This window comes from Dactylosporangium salmoneum (assembly GCF_039532525.1).
GTDB lineage: Bacteria > Actinomycetota > Actinomycetes > Mycobacteriales > Micromonosporaceae > Dactylosporangium > Dactylosporangium salmoneum.
In genome coordinates, this window is sequence record NZ_BAAARV010000086.1 from 136223 (window position 1) to 156491 (window position 20269).

Sequence of the window (20269 nt, forward strand, 5' to 3'; positions counted from 1 at the left end):
GGCGGCTGCCACCCCTGTCACGGGGCCTCCTGGACGGCGGCGTTGAGCCGGGCACAGCCATCCGGTGTACCGATGGCGGGTCGTTGCTCGGGGTGTTGCAGGTAGCAGCGGATCGCGGCGGCGGCGAACTGGGGGCGCAGCTGAACGTAGCCGACCGTCAGCCGGTCGGGGCCGTGGCGCCGGCGAGCCATGCCTCGAACGCGTCGGCGGCCTGCGCCGCGGCGCGCCGGGCGGTCTGCACGGTCGCGCCGGCGAGGTGTGGGGTGAGCACCACGCCGGGTGCCGTCCGCAGGGGTGAGTCCGCCGGCAGCGGCTCGGCGTCGAACACGTCGAACGCGGCGGCCCGGAGGCGTCCCGACTCGAGGGAGTCGGCCACCGCCCGGTAGTCGAGCAGCCCGCCGCGTGCGGAGTTCACCAGCACCGCGCCGTGCGGCAACCGCGCGAGCTCCTTCGCGCCGATCATGCCGCGGGTCTCGGCGGTGAGCCGGGCGTGCAGGCTCAGCACCTGGCTGCGCGGCAGCAGCTCGTCCAACGGGACCGCTTCGGCGCCGTCGAGGGTGGTGGGGTCGGCGTACGGGTCGTGCACGAGCACGGTGGCGTCGAACGCACGCAGGATTCGGGCCACCCGGCGGCCGATGGCGCCGTAGCCGACCAGGCCCACGGTGGCGCCGCCGAGTTCCGAGCCGACGGCGTCGAGCGCGTAGAGGTCGGAACGCCACTCGCCGGCGAGTACCGACGCGTGGGTGGCCGGGATCATCCGCAGCGCCGCGAGCAGCAGCGCGACGGTGTGCTCGGCGGCGGCCGCGGCGTTGCGCCCGGGGGTGCTGCGGACCTCGATCCCGCGGGCCTCGGCGGCGGCGAGGTTGACGTTCACCGGGCCGCCACGGGTGACCACGATCAGTTTCAGCTCCGGGGCGGCGGCCAGCACCCGTTCGGTGAGCGGCGCCATCTGGGTGATCACCACCTCGACCCCGGGCAGCAGCGCGATGAGCTCGTCCTCGATGTCCGACGCCTCGTCGACCTCGGCGACCCGGCCGAACGGCACGTGCGGCCACGGTCCGGTGTGCGTGACGATGTCGAGGTTGGTGAATCTGTCGAGGGCGTCGACCACGAGCGCGGGGGTGACGAAGTGGTCGCCGGCGACGAGTACGCGGGTCACGGGGTGGTCCTCCAGGTCGAGCGGGCGTTGGCAACGGCGGAGAGGTAGTCGGCGTAGCGGTCGTCGTAGGAGCGGCACGGGCTGAACACCGCGGTCGGCGGTGGCGGTGGCAGTTCCGCGGCGCCGACGGTGCGCAGGGCCGCCTGGGCCGCGCCGCGGGCGCCGACCTCCTCACCGGTCAGCACCCGGACGGGCCGCCCGAGCACGTCGGCGAAGATCTGCGCCCAGGCGGCGCTGCGCATGCCGCCACCGCAGGCGAGCAGTTCGCCGTCGAGGCCGGCGGCGGTGAGGCAGTGCCGTGCGCTGTACGCGATCGCCTCACAGGTGGCGACGGCCAGGTCGGCGACCGTGACGCCGGTGTGCAGCCCGTCGATGCGGGCCCGGGCCGCCGGCGCCACGAACGGCGCCCGTTCCCCCGCCTCGGCGAAGAAGGGCAGCACCGACAGGCCGGTGGAGTCGCCGCCCGCCAGCAATGCCGGCAGGTCGTCGGTGGTCGCCCCGGCCAGGCCGAGCACCCAGTCCAGTCCCGCCGTCCCGACCATCGCCGGCAGCGCCCGCAGCCACCGCCCGGGCTCCCAGGTGGTGAGCGTCAGCCCGGCGGCCTCACCGGCGCCGATCCGGTCGGTGAGCACCTGGCAGGCCAGGGTCGTGCCGACGATCAGCAGGCCGTCGCCGACCTGCGCGACGCCGGCACCCAGGGCGGCGGCCGGCAGGTCGTACGGCGCGGCGACCACCGGTGTGCCGGCCGGCAGCCCGCCGATCGCCGCGCGCAGCGCTCCGGCCGGCGCGGCCAGCACCGGTGCGAGCAGGTCCCGGCGGTGCGCCAGGCCCAGCGCGGCGAGTAGCGCCGGGTCGTAGTCGCGGGTGCCCGGGTCGAGCAACGGCACCGAGGACACATCGGTCGCCCGCAGCCCGGTCAGTCGTTGCACGACGACGTCCTTGCAGTATGCGGCCGTGGCCGCCCGGTCGAGCGTGCCCGGCTCGTGCCGGTCGAGCCAGGCGAGCAGCGGGCCGGCACTGCCGGCGAACGGCAGGTTGCCGGTGTGGTCGAACACCTGCTGCAGTACGCCGCCCGCCGTCCATTCGGCGACGATGCCGGCGGCGCGCGCGTCGAGCCAGGAGATGGCCGGCCGGACCGGGTGGCCGTCCTCGTCCACCGTCCAGAGCCCGTCGCCCTGCCCGGTGACCCCGACCGCGGCGACGGGCCCGGGATCGAGTTCGTCGAGGACGGCCACGACCGAGGCGGCGACGGCGGCCGCGTCCTGCTCGTAGCGTCCCGGGCCCGCCCGGTGCAGCACGGTGGGCCGGGCGGCGCGGCGCAGCGCGGTGCCGTCCGACGCGAACACGACCGCCTTGGTGAGGGTCGTGCCGACGTCGACGCCGACCGCGTGGGGACGCTCAGACGGCCTCATGTTTGACGCCGTTCTCCCGCATCTCCAGCAGCGCCTCCGGCGGCGCCTGCTTGTCGGTGATGACCAGGTCGATGTCGGACAGCGGGGCGAGCCGGTGCAGGGCGGCCCGGCCGAGCTTGGTGTGGTCGACCATGAGCACGGATCGCTGGGCGGCGCGGATCATGGCCCGCTTGACCAGGACGATCTCCTGCTCCTGGTGGTACGCGTACGTGCCGGACACCGCCGACGTGGAGGCGAAGAGCAGGTCGACCCGCAGCGCCTCGATCGCGTCGATGCACGGCACACCCAGGAAGGAGTCGTGCGTCGGGTAGTACTCCCCGCCCAGCGCCAGCAGCCGGATGCCCCGCATGGTGCTGAGCAGCTTGATGGTCTCCAGGAAGTTGGTCATCACGGTGAGTGGCGCCGCGTCCTCCAGGAGCCGGGCGAGTTCCAGGGTCGTGGTCGAGTCGTCGAGCATGATCGCCATTCCGGGCTCGATCAGCTCGCGGGCCCGCTGCGCGATGGCGAGCTTCTCGGCCTTCGCGGCGCGCAGCCGGTACGACACGTTGCTCTCGAACACGCTCGACGGCTGTGCGCTCACCCCGCCGCGGAACTTGCGCACGACGCCCTGCCGTTCCAGCTCGTCCAGGTCGCGATGGATGGTCATCAGGCTGACGTGGAACAGTTCGGCCAGGTCGTTGGCCGACACGGAACCGTGCTGCAGGACGTGCTCGACGATCTCCGCCTGGCGCTGGGCCGGTCGGCTGCGTTCCGTTGCGTCGGTCATGGCTGCCATCCTTCAGATACCGGCACGTTGTACGCCAGCAGGGCCTCCGGCGTGCCGTCTCCGGAGAGCCGGAGCGTCGTCACCGCGGTCGGATCGAGCGCCGGCAGCCTGCGACGGTACTGCGCGAGCGGCAGCCCCAGTGCCGCGCACACGACCAGCCGGATGACCGTGCTGTGCGCTACCACCAGTACACTCCCGGCCGCCGCTCGCTCGTGCAGCGCGGTCAGCCCGGCGCGGAACCGGTCGACGGCGTCGGCCGGATGCTCCCCGCCGGGGAAGTGGTGCCCGACCGGGTCGCGGCCGAACCGTTCGGCGACGGCGGGGTCGAGGTCGGCGAGCGTGTGCCCCTCCGCGATACCGAAGTCGAGCTCCCGCAACCGGGGATCGGCGGCCGGGACGAGGCCGGTCGTCGCCGCCACGGCGGCCGCGGTGTGCACGGCCCGTCGCAGGTCGGAGCTGGCCAGGGCGACGAACCCGCGGCCGGCGGCCCAGCGGGCGAGCGCCTCCGCCTGCCGCACGCCGACGTCGTCGAGCTCGATGTCGCTGCGCCCGGTGTACCGGTTGGGCGCGTGCCAGGCCGTCCGGCCGTGCCGGGCCAGCGTCACGGTCCTCATGCCGCACCGCCCGAAGCGCCGACGAGCGGGACGTCCTTGGCGTAGTCGGCGAGCGCGGCGTCGATCCAGTCGCGCTCGACCAGCGCGTCGAGGAACTTTGCGTAGGCGTCCGTGAAGCGTGCGGTCGCGTCGGACCGGGGCGTGACGACCGTTCTGGGACGGACCATGCGTCCGGCCGCCGTGACGAGCGGGCCGTCGCCGGCCGCGGCGAGGACGGCCATGCCGAACGCGGGCTCGGCGCTGGCGGGCAGCACCAGCTCGTGGCCGAGGATGTCGGCGCGCAGCTGGCACCAGTAGCGGCTGCGGGTGCCGCCACCGGTGATGTAGTACGGCCCGTCGGCCCGTGCGCCGAGGCGGCGCATGTGTGCGTAGGCGAGCTTCTCCACGTAGCCGACGGCCTGCAGTACGGCCGCGTACCGGTCGTCGTCGTCGGTGAAGACGCCGGTCTCGAACGCCTCGGCGTCGGGCCGGACGAACGGGAACCGTTCTCCTCGTCCGGTGAGCGGGTAGACGATGCCGCCGGCGGGTTCGAACCGTGCCGCCGCCGCGTCTCGGCGGTCGCGGTCGGCGGCGGGGAAGCGCAGGTCGAGCAGGCCGGCGCCGACGCTCGACGCGCCGCCCGGCAGCCAGCCGTGATCGGGGTGGCGGTGCGAGTACACGGCACCGGCCGGGTCGTCGAGCCGGTCCTCCGTGACCCCCTTGAGCACGAGGGTGGTGCCGAGCACGGCGTTCCACGAGCCGGGGACCAGCGCGCCGGCCGCGATCTGCGCGGCGCACCCGTCAGTCATCCCGGCCCGCACGGGCGTGCCGGCGGCGAACCCGGTGTGCTCGGCGCCGGCCGCGCCGACCCGGCCGAGCAGCGTCCCGGGCCGTACCACCTCCGGCAGCACCCCGGAGGGCACCTCCGGTCCTTCCGGCCAGGCCTGCGCGGCCGGGTCGTAGCCGGTCTTCAGCGCGTGGCTCCAGTCCGCCGCGACCGGGTGCCCGACCAGCCGGGAGGCGAGGTGGTCGGGGCAGTGCTCCAGCCGGACCCGGCCGGCGGCGAGGCCGGCGCGCACCGGTGCGCTGCCGTGCTCGGCCAGCCAGGCGAGCTTCGCCAGCGGCCAGGAGGGTTGCCCGAGGCCGGTCCAGCCGTCGGCGGCCCGCCCGTCGTCGTACATGAGCGCCGGCGTCAGTGCCTTCGCCGGCCCTGTCGAGTCCTCGGCGAGGAGGAACGTCCCGGACGTGCCGCAGATCGCCAGCCCGCGCACGAGCTCGGCGGCCCGGGGCCGGATCCGCTCGGCGGCGGCGAGAGCCTCCCTGCTCGCGCGGCCGAGGACCTGCCACCACTGCTCGGGCTCCTGCTCGTGGACGGGGCCGGACCGGTGGCTGTCCAGCCGGCCGGCACCGTGCCCCACCACGGTTCCGTGGTCGTCCACCAGCAGGACTCGCAGGCTCTGCGTGCCGACGTCGACGCCGGCCCACAGGCCCGCGGTAGAAGTGTGCTCTGTTCCCATACGCGGTCGCAGCTTCCCGTCGTGCGAAGTGAGCGTTCAGTTGATGTTAAGATAACAGCCACTTATCGTATCGGCTAGATCGGGCGCGCCGAGTTTGGCGTATCCCCAGCTCAAGCCGCCGCCCGACCGGTATTGGCCGACGCCGCACGGCGGCGTCTCGTTCGCGATGGTGCGAGAACTTCACATCGGTGGTTCACGACGGGCGTGATTCGAAGCGCCGGAACGGATGGTGCGGGTGTCGACCGCTACGGCTGTCGCCCTCGGCGTTGCGGCCCTGTTCGCATTGTTCACCGGATTCAACGACGCCGGCGTCATGGTCGGGATCGGGGTGGGGGCGCCGGGGCTGCGCCCGCCCGGCGCACTCGCGCTGCTCACCGCCGCGGTGCTCGCCGCGCCGGTGCTGGTGGGAACCGCGGTGGCCACGACCCTCGACGGGCGGCTGGTGCCGGCCGGGGCGCCGGGGCCGGCGTCGCGGGCGCAGATCCTCGCCGGCATCGGCGCGGCCGTCGCGGTCACCGTGCTGCTGGCGGCCCGTCGGCTGCCCACCAGCCTGACGCTGGCCCTCATCGGCGGTATCGCGGGCGCGGGCACCGGCGGCGGGCTGGTCGCCGGTGGTGGCGACGCCGTCGACTGGGCCGTGGTGGGCGGGGTGCTCGCCGCGGCGGCCGCGGCGCCGCTGGTCGGCGGGCTGGTGGCCCTGGCCGCGGCGCGGCTCGTCGCCACGCTGCCCCCGGCTTCGGCGCAGCGCCCGGGTGGGGCCGCGAGTCGCCTGCGCCGGCTGCACCTGGGCGGGTTCGTCGCGGCCTGCGTCGCGTACGGCGCCAATGACGGCCAGAAGATGCTGGCGGTCTACGCGGTGCTGCTCGGCGGGGGGCCGGACCGCTACGCCCGGTCGCCGGCCGCGCTGGCGCTCATCGCGGCCTGTTTCATGGCGGGCGGCCTGCTCGGTGTGCGCCGCCTGGGCGGTGCCGGCGGCGGGCTGGTCGCGGCCCGGCAGGACGGGATGGTGGTGACCGAGCTGTCGAGCGCCGGCGTGGTGCTCGGCACCGCCGCGGTCGGTGCGCCGGTGAGTATGACCCAGTCGATGTCCGGCGCGCTCATCGGCGCCGGACTCTCTCGAGGAACGAGGAGAGTGCGATGGCGGAAGGTCCTGCGGCTGAGTCAGGCCTGGCTACTGACCCTGCCGGCGGCGTTCGTCGCCGGCGGCGCCTGCTCAGCGGTGGTGGTGTCGCTGGTGTCCTGAGCGGGCTGCCCCGGCTGGTCCGGGACCTGACCGGCGCCAACGACCGATCGCTGGTGGGCCACGTCGCCGCGCAGGTGCGCTGCGCCGAACGCGGCATCGAGGTGGCCCGCCAGGTCACCGCGGGTGCCGTGGACCCGGCCCGGGCCCGGCAGCTCGTGGGCGTGGTGGAGCACGAAGGCGACGCGCACCGGGTGGCCCTGATCGGCCGGCTGCGGCGCAGTGTGACCTCCCCGATCGACCGCGAGGACCTGTTCCGGCTGTCCCGGGGGGTCGACGACGTGCTCGACGCGATACGCGACTTCGTGCGGGAGTTCGACCTGTTCGGCGCGGTGCCCGACCCGTTGTACGGGCCGGTGCTCGACCGCCTCGCCGGCGGGCTCGCCCGGCTCGACGCCGCGGTGCTGCTGTTGCTGCGCGAGCCCCGGCGTGCCGCTGAGGCCGCGGCGGAGGCGAAGAAGCCCGGCGTCCGCCCGGCCTACCAGCACGCGGTCGCGACGCTCATGCCGGACGCCGGTTCGCGGGCCCTCGCGCCGGTGATGCTGCTCGGCCGGCTGGACGTCGCGGGCGAGCGGCTCGCCGCCGCGGCGGACGCCCTCGCCGACGGCGTGATGAAGCGCTTCCAGTAACCGGCCGAGTGAAGTTCCCACGCAGATAACGTGCCCTGTCGGTGCCGTCGCGTCCGGGTGTCCGGTGCCGCGCGGGCGGTCGATCGGCTCGTCAGGGCCGTCGGCGAGGTCGCCGAAGTGATGATGGTCTTGTGAAAACAACACGGCTGATGTTAAATCGCTCCAACGCCGTTACACCCCCGTCTGCGACGTTCACCGCAGCGCTACGGCGCATCAGGAGGAGATATGGTACGGAGACGCTTTCTTGTGGCCACCGCGGCTGCGACGCTGCTCGTGGGCCTCGCCGCCTGCGGTGACAACGCCGGCGAGGACAGCGGCGGCAGCGGCGAGCAGACGGTGACGTTCTGGCACTCGATGGCCGGCGCCAACGGCGAGGCGGTCAACCACCTCGTCGAGGAGTTCAACAAGACGCACGCCGGGAAGATCAAGGTCGAGGCGACGTTCCAGGGCAAGTACAACGACTCGCTCACCAAGCTCAAGGCGTCGGTGCAGTCGCGGCAGACGCCCAACCTGGTGCAGGTCTTCGAGATCGGCACGCAGCTCATGGTCGACACCAAGGCGACGGTCGCCTTCGCCGACCTCGCCGGACCGGCCGGGATCGACACCGCCACCGTCGAGCCGGGCATCGCCAAGTACTACACGGTCAACGGCAAGCTGCAGGCCCTGCCCTTCAACGCCTCAGCGCCGATGCTGTTCTACAACAAGACGGCGTTCAAGGATGCCGGTCTCGACCCGGAGAAGCCGCCGACCACGATGGGCGAGCTGGCCGAGGCGGCCCGCAAGCTGAAGGTCGGCGACGGCAGCAAGACCACCCGCTACGGCGCGGTCGCGTCGATCGACGGCTGGCTCGTCGAGCAGATGCTCGCCGCGGGCGGCGTGCAGTACTGCAACCAGGACAACGGCCGATCCGGGCGCACCACCGCGGTCAACTGGGACACCCCGGAGCTGCGCGGGATCGTGAACACCTGGGCCGCGATGGTCAAGGACGGCAGCCTGCTCAACGTGGGGCGCAACAACACCGACGCGTCCGCCGCGTTCCAGGCCGGGCGCGCCGCGATGCTGCCGTTCACCTCGGCCAACCTGCGCGACATCATCAAGGGCTCGAAGTTCGAGGTCGGGGTCGCCAACTACATCCGGCCGGACAACACCACCGCGAGCGGCGTGTTCAACGGCGGCGCGGCGGTCTGGACGATGGCCGGGCACCCGAAGGCGCAGCAGGCCGCCGCAGGGGAGTTCCTCAAGTACCTCGCCTCGGCCGACGCGCAGGGCTACTGGGCCGCGCAGACCGGCTACATCCCGGTCGTCAAGGCCGCGGCGGACAGCAAGGCGTTCCAGGAGACCCTCACCACCTACCCGGACTTCGCCAAGCCCGGCGCCGAGCTGCGCACCGCCGCGTCCACCCCGGCCAGCAGCGGCTGCCTCCTGGGCGTCATGCCCCAGGCCCGGGACAAGATGAACGACATCGTCGAGTCGGTCATCCTCGGCAAGTCCAGCGCCGACCAGGCGATCACCGCCGCGCAGTCGTCGATGGGGGAAGCCATCGCCACGTACAACAAGTCCGTCGGACAGTGAGGGGCGCACAAGTGCCGATCGTCGTCGGACACCGCGGCGCGCCCCTGCGCCGCACGGAGAACACGATCCCGTCGCTGCTGCTCGCGGCGCAGCTCGGCGCCGAAGCGGTCGAGTTCGACGTCCGCGGCAGCGCCGACGGCCACCCGATCCTGCTGCACGACCGCACGCTCCAGCGGTTCTGGAACGACCCGCGGACGCCCGGGGAGGCGAGCCTCGCCGAGCTGCGGGCCCTGCGGACCGAGGAGGACGGCGAGCGGATCCCCACGCTCGCCGAGGTCGCCGCCGCGGTGCCGCTGCGGCTCGTCGTGGACAACAAGAACCCGGAGCTGGTACCGGTGGTGGCCGCCGAACTGCGGGCCGCGGGCGCGCTGGAGCGCTCGTGCTTCATCGGCGAGCCCGAGGTGCTCACCGTCGTACGTGAGCACCAGCCGGAGGCCGAGATCGTGCTCTCCTGGGTAGGCCCGGACCTGCCGCCGGCGACCCTGCTCGACACGGTCCGGCCGCAGGCGCTCAACCTGCGCTGGGACAGCCTGACGAAGGAGTCCGTCAAGCGGGCGGCCGACCTCGGGCTGCGCATGTGGACCTACTGCATCGACGAGGCGGACGAGGCGGCCCGGGCACTCGCCTGGGGCATCGACGGGATCATCTCCAACGACCTGCCCGCCGTGACGCCGGTCCTCGCCGGGGTGGGCCACTGATGGCCGTACCGACGGACGAGTTGCAGTCGCTGCACGAGTTCGCCGTGGCACTCGCCGGTGCCGCGATGCGGACGATCGCAGCGAGCCGGCCCGAACCGGCGACCGCCGGGACCAAGGCCGACGCCGCCGACTGGGTGACGCCGTTCGACCGCGAGGTCGAGCGGCTCACCCGCGACGAGATCGCCCGCAGGTTCCCCGGCCACCGGGTCGTGGGGGAGGAGTACGGCGGCAGCGACGGCGACGGGTTCACCTGGTACGTCGACCCGATCGACGGCACCACCAACTTCGTGCACGGGCTGCCCTGGTCCTCGTACAGCCTGGCCGGGTTCGACGAGGACGGCGTGGCGGTCGGCGTGGTCGCCGACCCGGCCCGCGGCGAGATCCTCAGCGCCGTCCGCGGCGGTGGGGCCTTCGCCGACGGCAAGCCCGTCAGCTGCCGGCCGGCGGGCTCGCTCGCCGGCGAGGTGCTGCTGACCGAGTGGTCGAAGAACCGGCCATGGCCCGGCATGTACACGGTGCTGACCGAGGTGTCCGACCGGTTCGCCGCCACCCGCATCATGGGCTCCTGCGCCCTGGCCCTGGCCGCCGTAGGCGCCGGACGCGCCGCCGGCGCGCTCCTGCCCGGCCGGTACAACCTCTGGGACGTCGCCGCCGGAGCGTTGATCGCCAGAGAGGGCGGCGCGCTGGTCCACGGGCGGGACGGCGTGAGCGGCGGGGTGCCCGAAGACGGCATCCTCGCCGCCGCGCCGGGCGTCGCCGGTGAGCTCTGGCAGCTGTGGCGGGCGGCCGCATGAGCACTGCGAACTCCACGACGAGCGCCCCGGCGTCCGCGGCGGTGCCGCCGGCGCCGGCCCTCGAGGCCCGGCGCCGGCCGCGCTACCGGCCGGCCGAGATCGGGGTGGCCCTCGCGTTCCTCGTCCCGTCCACCGTCGTCTTCGTCCTGTTCGTGTTCTACCCGCTCGTGCGCACCGTCTGGCTGAGCGTGCACGGCAGCGACATCTTCGGCAACGCCACGAACTTCGTCGGGCTGGACCGTTACGCGGACTTCTTCGGCGATCCCAACCTGCGCCGGGTCCTGCTCGTCACGGTCCTGTTCGCGCTGTGCACGGTACTGCCCACGCTCGTGCTGGGGCTCGGACTGGCCCTGGCGCTGCAGTCGAAGGTCAGGGGCATCGGCTTCTTCCGGACGCTGATGGCCACGCCGTTCGCATTCTCCGCGGCGTCGGCGGCGGTCGTGTTCGACGTCTTCTACAGCCCGAGCCTCGGCGTCTTCAACGGCATCCTCAGCATGCTCGGCGCGTCCGGCGTCGACTGGCTCACCGACCCCGCCACCGCGCTGCCCAGCCTCGCGATGGTCAGCGTGTGGCGCGACCTCGGCTACGCGGTCCTGGTCTTCTCCGCCGGCCTGCAGGCGATCCCCGAGGAGTACCTGGAGGCCGCCCGCCTCGACGGCGCCGGCCGCTGGCGCGTGCTGCGGGGGATCGTCCTGCCGCTGCTCACCCCGACGATCTTCTTCATGCTCGTGGTGACGACGATCGGCTCGCTGCAGACCTTCGGCGAGATCAACATCCTCACCGGCGGCGGCCCCGACGGCGCCACCACCACCCTGGTCTACGGCCTGTACAAGTCGGCGTTCGCGTTCGGCGCCTCCGACTACGGCCTCGCCTCGGTGCAGGGCGTCGTCCTGTTGCTGCTCGTCACGGCGATCACCGCGATCCAGTTCCGGGTCCTGCAGCGGAAGGTGTTCTACTCATGAGCCGGTTGCGCGGCGCGGGCACGGTTGCCGGGCTGGTCGTCCTGGTCTCCTTGGTGATCTTCCCGCTGTACTACGCGGTCGCCGGATCGCTGATGGATCGCGACGACCTGACCCGCTTCCCGCCCGCGCTGTTCCCGACGAGCCTCCACGTGAGCAGCTTCGGCGCCGTCCTGGACGCGGTGCCGCTGGCCCGCCAGTACGGCAACAGCATCCTGGTGTCGCTGGTGGTCGTGCTCGGCGTGCTGGTCACCTCGGTGCTGTCCGGCTACGTGTTCGCGTTCCTGCACTTCCCGTTCAAGCGGCTCGCGTTCGGCATGTTCCTCGCCACGATGATGGTGCCGGCCGAGTCGATGATCATCCCCAACTACCTCACCATCGCGGACTGGGGTCTGATCAACACGTTCCCGGCGCTGTTCCTGCCGTTCCTCGCCGCCGGCTTCGGCACCTTCCTCATGCGGCAGTTCTTCCTGAGCTTCCCGAAAGAGGTGTACGAGGCGGCGAAGGTCGAGGGCTGCGGACACATACGCTTCCTCTGGCGGATCCTCGTCCCGCTGTCCCGGCCCGCGATCGGCACCCTGGCCATCCACTCGTTCATCAGCAGCTACAACCACTACTTCTGGCCCCTGCTGGTCACGAACACACCGAAGATGCAGACGCTGCAGATCGGTCTGGCCCAGCTCAACTCGGTCGAGGAGCGGGCGCCCGACGTCATCTTCGCCGGCGTCGTGCTCGCCATCATCCCGATGCTGGTGATGATCTACATGTTCCAGCGGCACATCGTGCGCGGCCTGACGGCGGGGGCGGTCCGATGACCACGATCCCGCAGCGGCCGGCCCGGGCCCTCGTGCCGGGTGAGGTCGCCGGCACCGGCAGCCACGGCCTGTACCACCGGCTGCGCGAGGTGCCGGGCGAGGCCCACACCGTGCGCACGGACTTCGTCCCCGGCCCGGCGCCGCTCGCCGGCAACACCGTGATCGCCACCTTCGCCCACCTGACGGACCTGCACGTCGTCGACCCCGGGTCACCGGCCCGGCTGGACTTCGCCATGCGCACCGGCGCCGGCACCGCCAGCTGGGCGGGCCTCGTCGACTGGGTGTTCCGGCCGCAGGAGGCACTCGCCCCGCACGCCGCCGCGGCGATGATCCGCACGCTCGCCGCGCTCGACATCGACGCGTGCGTGGTCACCGGCGACAACATCGACAACGCGCAGGCGAACGAGCTCGCCGCCTACCTCGCGCTGCTCGACGGCGGCAAGGTCGAGCTCAGCCCGCACGGCTACCACGGCCCGCAGCGCCTGGACTGGGACGACCCGTGGTACTGGCGGCCCGACCCGGGCGACGACCGGTACAAGCGACTGTGGGGATTCCCGACCCATCCAGGCCTCCTCGAAGTAGCCGTGACGCCGTTCGACGGCGGTGGCCTCGGCCACCCGTGGCTCGCCTGCCTCGGCAACCACGACCTGCTGGTCGGCGGCGCCACCGCGCCCCGCCCGGACCTCGCGGCGATCGCCACCGGGGCACGCAAGCCGGTCGGCCTGCCGGCCGGACCGCAGCTGCCCGACGCCCTCGGCACGTTCCTCACCGATCCGGCCGCGCTCTTCGCCGGGCCGTTCCGCCCGGTGCCGGCACTTCCCGGCCGGGCCCTCATCACCCCGGCCGGCTTCGTGGCCGCCCACCGGCGCCCGGACGCGTGCCCGGCCGGGCACGGGTTCACGGCGGCCAATGTCCGCGACGGCACCGCGTACTACACCTACGATCCGGTGCCGGGCCTGCGGATCATCGTGCTCAACACCGACAACCCGCACGGGCATTGGGACGGCAGCATGGACCGGGCCCAGCTCGACTGGCTCGCCGGCCAGCTCGCCGCGCACGGCCCGGACGACCCGCTGATCGTGCTCGCCTCCCACCACGCGACCAGCTCACTGCGCAACGGCTACGGCGTCTGCCCGGACCACCCGGGCGAGCGCGCGTACGCCGGCGAGATCCTGCGCCTGGCGCTCGGCTGCCGCAACGTGGTGCTCTGGCTCAACGGCCACCACCATGCCAACCGGGTCGTCGCGCACCACCGCGGCGACGGCGGCGGGCTGTTCGAGGTGACCACGGCGGCGATCGCCGACTGGCCGGTGCAGGCGAGGGTGCTGCGGATCGACCGCGAACGCTCCGGCGGCATCAGCATCACCAGCACCCTCGTCGACCACGACGCGCCCGTGGTGCCGGCCGCCGGCCAGGACACCACCGACCGGCTCGCCGCGCTGCACCGCGAGCTGGCCTACAACGACGCCGTCCGGGCCGGTCGCACCGGCGCGGCCGGCGGCGCGCCGGACCGCAACGTCCGGCTCCGACTCCCCCCACCTCCGCGCTGAAGGGAGCTCCGTCATGCGCCGTGTCCTGCTGGCGCTCACACTCGTGATCGGTACGGTTCTCGGCACGGTGGCGCAGGCCGCCGCCTCCACCGTCACCGTCACCAGCGGCTCGATCAAGGTCCTGTTCCTCCGCCCGAACCTGGACCCTGTCCCCGACGCCGACTACGCCACCCCCGACCCGACCAAATCCGGATCGCAGTTCACGCAGTACCAGACCACCGGACTGCGCGACGAGATCGACACCCTGGTCCAGGCCAGCGTGTCCGGGTCGACGCTCTACGCGTCGCTGTACACGTTCACCGACCAGGCCATCACCGACCACCTGCTGGCCGCGCACGCACGCGGGGTGAAGGTGCGCCTGCTCATCGAGGCCTGCACCGACGGCGACCCGGCGGTGTGCAACCAGTCCGCCCAGGTCAACGCGCTGGTCGCCGGACTGCCGGTGTGGTCGTCCGGCGCGACCGGCTCATGGGTCAAGCGATGCTTCGCCTCCTGCGCCGGCGGGGGCGTCGGCATCGACCACAACAAGTTCTGGGTGTTCAGCGCCCTGTCGGACGGGCGCACCGACGTCACCCTCGTCGGGTCGTACAACCCCACCAACCCGCAGCAGCAGATGTTCCAGAACCTCGTCGAGGTCACCGGCAACGCCGCGCTCGCCACGGCCTACCGCAACTACGTGGACCGCAAGCTCGCCGTGACCGGCAGCAGCAAGGTCTACGAGACCGGGCACGTCGACGCAGGGTCGTTCCGGCTCTGGTTCTCACCGCGCAACTCCCCGAGTACCGCCGAGGACAACGAGATCACCAGCTCGTTCAACCCGCAGAGCACGCGCCACGACATCTTCGCCGCCGCCATCGACGACGTGCAGTGCTCGACGACCAGCACGGACGACGTGATCCGGCTCGCGATGTGGTCGTTTCGTGAAGCCCGTCCCGAGGTCATCGACGCCCTCGGCGACAAGCTCGACGCCGGTTGTACCGTCGAGGTCGCCACCGGCGAGCACGAGGACGCGATCGACGATCTGGCCGCACGCGGCATCGGCGTCTACGCCATGGACCCGGGTGGCTGCCGGCAGTCGTTCTTCGGCGTCGGCTCCGCCGTCAACGCCGAGTGCTCCGACGGCAGTATCCACTCCAAGTACGTGCTCGTGCAGGGCGTGTCACGCAAGGACAACCAGACGCACCGGTACGTGTACACCGGCTCGCACAACCTGACCAACGGCGCGCTGAAGAAGAACGACGAGACGTTCATGCGGATCGACGACGCCACCGTCTACAACGGCTACGTCGCCGACTTCGCCGCCATCAAGGACGCCGCGGTGAAGATCGCGCCGTCGCGGTACCCCGACGCCACCTTCGCCACGGCGAACCAGGTGGCCACCGGCGACCAGTTCGAGCCGGCGGTCGCCGCCGACCGCGACGCGGCCGGGCACCACGTCAGCGTGGTCGCGTTCAGCTCCGGCTCGCTGACCGGCACCGGCAACGAGATCCGGCTGGGTCGCTTCGTCGACGGGGTCCGCCAGTCCGACGTCGTCGTGCGCACCGGCGGCAGTACGAACTGGAACTACCGCACGCCCGACGTCGGTCTGGCCGGCAACGGCGACGCGGTGGTCGTGTGGGCCGACGACAGCAACGGCAACGGCGGCTACGAGATCCGGTCCCGCCGGGTCCACCCGGACGGGACGATGACCTCGATCGTCAACGTCAACTCCCAGGCCGCCGGCGACCAGAGCGAACCGTCCATCGCGGTGCTGCCCGACGGCCGGTTCGGCGTGGCCTGGCAGGACACGACCACGGCCGGGGCGAGCTCGATCCGGTACGCCTCGTTCAGTGCCACCGACGCGCGGCTGTCCCCGGTGAGCGGCGGTTACGACGTACCGGTGCAGGCCGTGGCCGGCGGCACGTACCACAAGCCGGACCTCGCGATCAACGCCTCCGGCACCGCCGTGGTCGCCTGGGAGGACGACGAGGACGGCAACGGCGGGTACAGCATCCGGGCGAAGACCGGCACGCTCGCCGGGACGTTCGGCGCGACGGTCGCCGTCCACACCGGCACGCTCTCCGACGGCCCGCAACTCGAGCCGTCGGTCGCGATCGGCGCGTCCGGGACCTGGTATGTCGCCTGGACCGACAGCTACTCGGGCCGGACCGGCTACGACGGCCAACCGCAGTCGCTGATCTACGTACGCGGGTTCACCGGCACGACCGCCGCGTTCGCCGCCCGTACCGTCAGCGGGCCGATCTACCGGTGGGCGGCCGACTCGGCGGGCACGTACACGGTCACCACGCAGACGGCCTACCAGTCCGACCGGGTCGGTCGCCAGTCGCGTCCGGACGTCGCCGTGGACGGCTCCGGCAACGCCGTGGTGACCTGGCAGGAGTCCGGGCAGTCGACCGGGCTCACCAGCGGCAGCAGCGGCACCGAGGTGTGGGCGCGCGGCATCGGCCCGGCCGGTGGGACGAGCAACCTGTTCCCCGAGTACCGGCTGAGCGTGTTCACCGCCAACCGTCAGGACGCCCCGGCGATCGGCGTCGACCAGGGCGGTTACCTGACCGCCGTCTACGTCGACGACTGGGACGGCAACGGCGGCACCCAACTGAAGATCCGCTACGGTCTGCGCAACTGCGCACAGACCTGCTGATCCCGGCCGGTGGCGAGGAGGTCGCGATGGCCTCCTCGCCACACCCCTGACGGGACACCCCGCGCCCGTCCCGTTCGCGCGCTACGCCGGGGTCCTGCTCGCGGTGGGCTGGTGCGTGACGGGGCGGCGCCTGGCCGGCAGGCCCAGCATCGGGTTCGCGACGCCCCAGGCGGCGCCCTTGCAGACCAGCTCCTTGTAGATCGCGGCCGCCTTCCCCGTCAGGACCGCGGACACCGCCCGGTCGTCGGCCGTCACGTACTGGATCAGGCCCTGCCTGCGGCCCAGCGAGATGCACTGGTTGAAGTACCGCAGCGGGGCGTGCGGCAGCTTGCCGCCGGTCAGGCGCGCGGCGATCGTGTCTGCGGCCTGCCAGGCCATCGGAGTGCCCGAGGCGCACGACATGCGCAGCGGCTTGCCGCCCGGGCCCATCGCCCGCGCCGCGTCGCCGATCGCGTACACGTCCGGGTGCGAGACCGAGCGCATCGAGCCGTCGACCACGATCTGGCCGGTGCCGGTGACCTCCAGGGTCGTCGCGCCCGCGATCGGGTGCACCGCGAAGCCCGTCGTCCAGACCGTGACCTCCGCCGGGATCGTCGCGCCGTCCGCGGTGGTGACGTGGCCGGACTCGACCGAGGCGACGGCCGTGTGCTCGTGGGCGGTGACGCCCAGCCCGGCGAGGACCTTGCGCAGGTGGGCCCGGCCCTTCGGGGACAGCCAGTCGCCGAGGGCATCCCGGGCGGCCAGGGAAACCCGCAGGTCCGGACGGGCCTCGGCGATCTCGGTCGCGGCCTCCAGGCCGGTCAGGCCGCCGCCGACGACCAGCACGGTACTCCCGGGGGTCAGGCCGGCCAGCCGCTCGCGCAGCCGCAGGGCGCCGGGGCGGCTCGCGAGCTCGTACGCGTGCTCGGCGGCTCCGGGGACGGCCCGGGCGTTCCAGCCGCTGCCGAGGGCGTAGACCAGGGTGTCGTACGCGAGCTCGCTCCCGTCGCCGAGGGTCACGGTCCGCCGGTCGGCGTCCACCGCGGCAACGCGCGCGATCCGCAGGTCCACCCCCGTGCCCGCGAACAACTCGGCGAGCGGGCGCGGCTTGAGGGTCTGCCCGGTCGCCAGCTGGTGATTGCGGACGCGTTCGACGAAGTCGGGCTCGGCGTTGACGAGGGTGATGGCGACGTCCTCGCGGCGCAGCCGGCGGGCGAGGCGGCCGGCTGCGATCGCTCCGGAGTATCCGGCGCCGAGGACGATGATGCGATGCGGCATGTCCCTGCTCCTGTCTTGTGCGGTTGCCCCCTGAACCGGGCGGCCCCGCGTTTCCTGACAGCAGCGGGCTGTGAGGCGCCTCACTTACACAAGGGCGCCGCACTTCACAACGGCGCCGCACTTCACAACGGCGCCGCAGTTCACAACGGCGCCGCAGTTCACAACGGCGCCTCAGTTCACAAGGGCGCCGCACTTCACAAGGGCGCCGCACCTCACAGGAAGGCCCGGAACAGCGGCTCCTCGTGGTCGGCGGCGGCCCAGCGCGCGGTCGCGCGGTCGAGCTTGTCCGGATTGACCTGGTTCAGGATCTCGGCGATGCCGTCCGCGGTGACCGCCAGGCACATGACGCCGATGACCCGGCCGTCCGAGACGGCCACGACGGCGGGATCGCCGTTGGCGGTCCAGGCGTACACCTGCGGCGCCGCGCCGACGTAGGCGCGCTTGGCCGGGCTGGGCTTGAACAGGCCCCACACGAACTTCGCGACCGCGACGGCGCCCTCGAACGCCTTGGCGCGGGCCGGGACCTTCCCGCCGCCGTCGCCGACCGAGAGGACGTCGGCGGTCAGCAGGCGCACGAGCGGCTCGGTCTTGCCGCTGGTCGCGGCGGCCAGGAACTCCTCGACGATCCGCCGCGCGGCGGCCGCGTCGACCTCGGTGCGGGCCCTGCCCCCGGCGACGTGCTGCTTGGCGCGGTGGAAGATCTGCTGGCTGGCGGCCTCGGTGATGTCGAGGATCCCGGCGATCTCCCGGTGCGGGTAGTCGAAGGCCTCCCGCAGGACGTACACCGCCCGCTCGCTCGGGGAGAGCCGCTCCATGAGTGTCAGCACGGCGTACGACACCGACTCCCGCTGCTCGGCGGTCTCGGCGGGGCCGAGCATCGGATCCCCGGCGAGCAGCGGCTCGGGCAGCCACTGGCCCACGTAGGTCTCGCGACGCGCCCGGGCGGAGGTCAGCTGGTTGAGGCACAGGTTGGTGAGCACCTTGGTCAGCCAGGCCTCGGGCACCTCGACGCGCTCGACGTCGGCGCCCTGCCAGCGCAGGAACGTCTCCTGCACGGCGTCCTCGGCCTCCGCGGCCGAGCCGAGCAGCCGGTAGGCGATGGCCTCCAGCCGCGGCCGGGCGGCCTCGAAACGCTCGACGTCGCCGGGCCGCAAGGACATGGCCCGATGCTAACGCGCCTCGGCGTGGCGCAGCCGCAGGAAGGCCGCCGGGGCGCCGGCGCAGCCGCAGGAAGGCCGCCGGGGCGCCGGCGCAGCCGCAGGAAGGCCGCCGGGGCGCCGGCGCGGCAGCCGGCCGGGCACCCGCCCCGGCACGGCGGGCGCGGCCGCAGCCCGGCTACCCGACCGCGCCCAGGCCGTAGCCTTCGCCTCCATGCGCACGGTCAGCGCTGAGCGGATTCCCACCACACCAGATTGGCGGCCACCTGGGCCACCGGCTCGATGATTTCCCACCCCTCAGCGATCAGCCCGCCGTCGATCCGCCAGATGTCGACGACCGCGATCTCTGGTCCCGCATCGGGGAGCCAGCGCCGCGAGTACACCACGACGTGATCACCGTCGGCCAGCATCTGATGAATCTCGACCTGCATGCCGGCGAGCGGCACCAGCGCGGCGTGGACGGCGGCGAGCCATTCCGCCTTGGTCGATGTGGTTGAACCCGGCCTGTGGTGGACGAAGTCATCACTCAGGAACTGTCCGAGCGCAGCGACGTCACCGGTCTCGATCAGCCCGGCCAGCGCCCGCTGGACGATGCTCGTGTTCTCCGTGGTCATGGACGCAGTGTTTCCGCGGCTGCTTCGATTGTCGATGAACTCGCATTTCATGGCGTCCGGCTCAGCGACGCGTACGCTTCATGATCGTGTACACGGTCGGGGAGCTCCTGCGGCAGTGGCGGCACCGCCGGGGACTCAGCCAACTGGATCTTGCGATCGCCGCGGACGTCTCGGCTCGTCACGTCAGCCTGGTCGAGACGGGCAAATCCAGGCCGAGCGCCGACATGATCCTCCGGCTCGCGGATCAGCTCCACGTGCCGCTACGCGATCGCAACCGGCTCCTGCTCGCCGGGGGCTTCGCACCCCGGCACGCCGAGCGTCCGCTCGCCGACAAAGCACTGTCGGCCGTCCACGACGCGATCCGAAGGGTGCTGCGCGCGCACGAGCCGTATCCGGCGGTGGTCTTCGATCGGCGGTGGAACATCGTGATGACCAATCGCGCCGTCGACCCGTTCTTCGCGCAGGTGGCTCCCGACCTGCTGCGGCCGCCGGTCAACCTCGTGCGGCTGGGACTGGACCCGCGCGGGTTCGCTCGCATGGTCGTCAACCTGGCCGACGTGCGCGCGGTGTTCCGCACCCGGATCGCACGCCAGCTCGCCACTGCCCCCGACCCTGAGCTCACCGCGCTCTACGAAGGACTGCTGGCGCCCGAACCCGGCGACGCGTCGAGCCACCGGGTCGACACCGACGTCGTGATCCCGATGATCCTTCGCGTCGGTGGACGAGAGCTGCGACTGTTCTCGACCATCACCACATTCGGCACCCCGATGGACGTCACGGTCGACGAGGTCGCGATCGAGTCGTACTACCCGGCAGACGCGGCGAGTGCCGCCTACTTCACGCAGTAGCGCAGTCGACGCTGACCCGTGCGGCCCGCGACACCCCCGACCGGCCGC

The 20269-nt window shown here is 72.7% G+C and carries 19 protein-coding genes; 10 read left to right on the top strand and 9 right to left on the bottom strand.

Going from position 1 to position 20269, the window contains the following annotated elements:
- Positions 1 to 17: 17 nt before the first annotated feature.
- The 6 genes from ABD352_RS44025 to ABD352_RS44050 are packed head-to-tail and all read right to left on the bottom strand — an operon-like array spanning position 18 to position 5447.
- Complete coding sequence (locus tag ABD352_RS44025; protein ID WP_344618559.1) at positions 18 to 191, bottom strand: hypothetical protein; 174 nt, start codon at positions 189 to 191, stop codon at positions 18 to 20.
- A complete protein-coding gene (locus tag ABD352_RS44030) occupies positions 158 to 1159 on the bottom strand; it encodes a 2-hydroxyacid dehydrogenase (RefSeq protein WP_344618560.1) in 1002 nt (333 codons plus the stop codon). The genes ABD352_RS44025 and ABD352_RS44030 overlap by 34 nt, the downstream gene beginning before the upstream one ends.
- The gene (locus ABD352_RS44035; RefSeq protein ID WP_344618561.1) at positions 1156 to 2571 is read right to left on the bottom strand and encodes an FGGY family carbohydrate kinase; all 1416 of its coding nucleotides are present in this window, start codon (positions 2569 to 2571) and stop codon (positions 1156 to 1158) included. The genes ABD352_RS44030 and ABD352_RS44035 overlap by 4 nt, the downstream gene beginning before the upstream one ends.
- A complete protein-coding gene (locus ABD352_RS44040; protein ID WP_344618562.1) occupies positions 2558 to 3337 on the bottom strand; it encodes a DeoR/GlpR family DNA-binding transcription regulator in 780 nt (259 codons plus the stop codon). Before ABD352_RS44040 ends, ABD352_RS44035 begins: the two co-directional genes overlap by 14 nt.
- Positions 3334 to 3951, bottom strand: coding sequence for a histidine phosphatase family protein (locus ABD352_RS44045; protein ID WP_344618563.1), 618 nt, complete (start codon positions 3949 to 3951; stop codon positions 3334 to 3336). The genes ABD352_RS44040 and ABD352_RS44045 overlap by 4 nt, the downstream gene beginning before the upstream one ends.
- Complete coding sequence (locus tag ABD352_RS44050) at positions 3948 to 5447, bottom strand: FGGY-family carbohydrate kinase (protein ID WP_344618564.1); 1500 nt, start codon at positions 5445 to 5447, stop codon at positions 3948 to 3950. Before ABD352_RS44050 ends, ABD352_RS44045 begins: the two co-directional genes overlap by 4 nt.
- A 235-nt stretch (positions 5448 to 5682) precedes the next feature.
- On the opposite strand from ABD352_RS44050, the gene ABD352_RS44055 reads away from it, so the two are divergent.
- The 9 genes from ABD352_RS44055 to ABD352_RS44095 all read left to right on the top strand — a co-directional run bounded on the left by ABD352_RS44055 (position 5683) and on the right by ABD352_RS44095 (position 16345).
- Positions 5683 to 6690, top strand: coding sequence for an inorganic phosphate transporter (locus ABD352_RS44055; RefSeq protein ID WP_344618565.1), 1008 nt, complete (start codon positions 5683 to 5685; stop codon positions 6688 to 6690).
- Positions 6585 to 7316, top strand: coding sequence for a DUF47 domain-containing protein (locus ABD352_RS44060; protein WP_344618566.1), 732 nt, complete (start codon positions 6585 to 6587; stop codon positions 7314 to 7316). The genes ABD352_RS44055 and ABD352_RS44060 overlap by 106 nt, the downstream gene beginning before the upstream one ends.
- Positions 7317 to 7562: 246 nt before the next feature.
- Positions 7563 to 8888, top strand: coding sequence for an ABC transporter substrate-binding protein (locus ABD352_RS44065; RefSeq protein ID WP_344618567.1), 1326 nt, complete (start codon positions 7563 to 7565; stop codon positions 8886 to 8888).
- A gap of 11 nt (positions 8889 to 8899) precedes the next feature.
- Positions 8900 to 9586: a glycerophosphodiester phosphodiesterase gene (locus ABD352_RS44070; RefSeq protein WP_344618568.1), complete on the top strand. Its 687-nt coding sequence runs from the start codon at positions 8900 to 8902 to the stop codon at positions 9584 to 9586.
- Complete coding sequence (locus ABD352_RS44075) at positions 9586 to 10380, top strand: inositol monophosphatase family protein (protein WP_344618569.1); 795 nt, start codon at positions 9586 to 9588, stop codon at positions 10378 to 10380. The genes ABD352_RS44070 and ABD352_RS44075 overlap by 1 nt, the downstream gene beginning before the upstream one ends.
- Entirely contained in the window at positions 10377 to 11342 is a 966-nt protein-coding gene (locus ABD352_RS44080; RefSeq protein ID WP_344618570.1) for a carbohydrate ABC transporter permease, read from the top strand. Before ABD352_RS44075 ends, ABD352_RS44080 begins: the two co-directional genes overlap by 4 nt.
- Complete coding sequence (locus tag ABD352_RS44085; protein ID WP_344618571.1) at positions 11339 to 12154, top strand: carbohydrate ABC transporter permease; 816 nt, start codon at positions 11339 to 11341, stop codon at positions 12152 to 12154. The genes ABD352_RS44080 and ABD352_RS44085 overlap by 4 nt, the downstream gene beginning before the upstream one ends.
- Entirely contained in the window at positions 12151 to 13704 is a 1554-nt protein-coding gene (locus ABD352_RS44090) for a metallophosphoesterase family protein (protein WP_344618572.1), read from the top strand. Before ABD352_RS44085 ends, ABD352_RS44090 begins: the two co-directional genes overlap by 4 nt.
- A 13-nt stretch (positions 13705 to 13717) precedes the next feature.
- On the top strand, positions 13718 to 16345 hold the full coding sequence (locus ABD352_RS44095) for a phospholipase D-like domain-containing protein (protein ID WP_344618573.1): 2628 nt from the start codon (positions 13718 to 13720) through the stop codon (positions 16343 to 16345).
- Between the two features lie 81 nt (positions 16346 to 16426).
- On the opposite strand, the gene ABD352_RS44100 is transcribed toward ABD352_RS44095, so the two are convergent.
- From ABD352_RS44100 to ABD352_RS44110, 3 genes are all read right to left on the bottom strand, one after another.
- Positions 16427 to 17602, bottom strand: coding sequence for an NAD(P)/FAD-dependent oxidoreductase (locus ABD352_RS44100; RefSeq protein ID WP_344618574.1), 1176 nt, complete (start codon positions 17600 to 17602; stop codon positions 16427 to 16429).
- Positions 17603 to 17814: 212 nt separating this feature from the next.
- A complete protein-coding gene (locus tag ABD352_RS44105; RefSeq protein ID WP_344618575.1) occupies positions 17815 to 18762 on the bottom strand; it encodes an RNA polymerase sigma-70 factor in 948 nt (315 codons plus the stop codon).
- Between the two features lie 221 nt (positions 18763 to 18983).
- Positions 18984 to 19373 carry a nuclear transport factor 2 family protein gene (locus tag ABD352_RS44110; RefSeq protein ID WP_344618576.1) on the bottom strand — a complete coding sequence of 130 codons (390 nt, stop codon included), beginning with the start codon at positions 19371 to 19373 and terminating at the stop codon, positions 18984 to 18986.
- An 80-nt stretch (positions 19374 to 19453) separates the two neighbouring features.
- Here ABD352_RS44110 and ABD352_RS44115 point away from each other — a divergent pair, with 80 nt between their 5' ends.
- Positions 19454 to 20221, top strand: a complete 768-nt coding sequence (locus ABD352_RS44115; RefSeq protein ID WP_344618577.1) for a helix-turn-helix domain-containing protein — start codon at positions 19454 to 19456, stop codon at positions 20219 to 20221.
- Positions 20222 to 20269 lie beyond the last annotated feature (48 nt).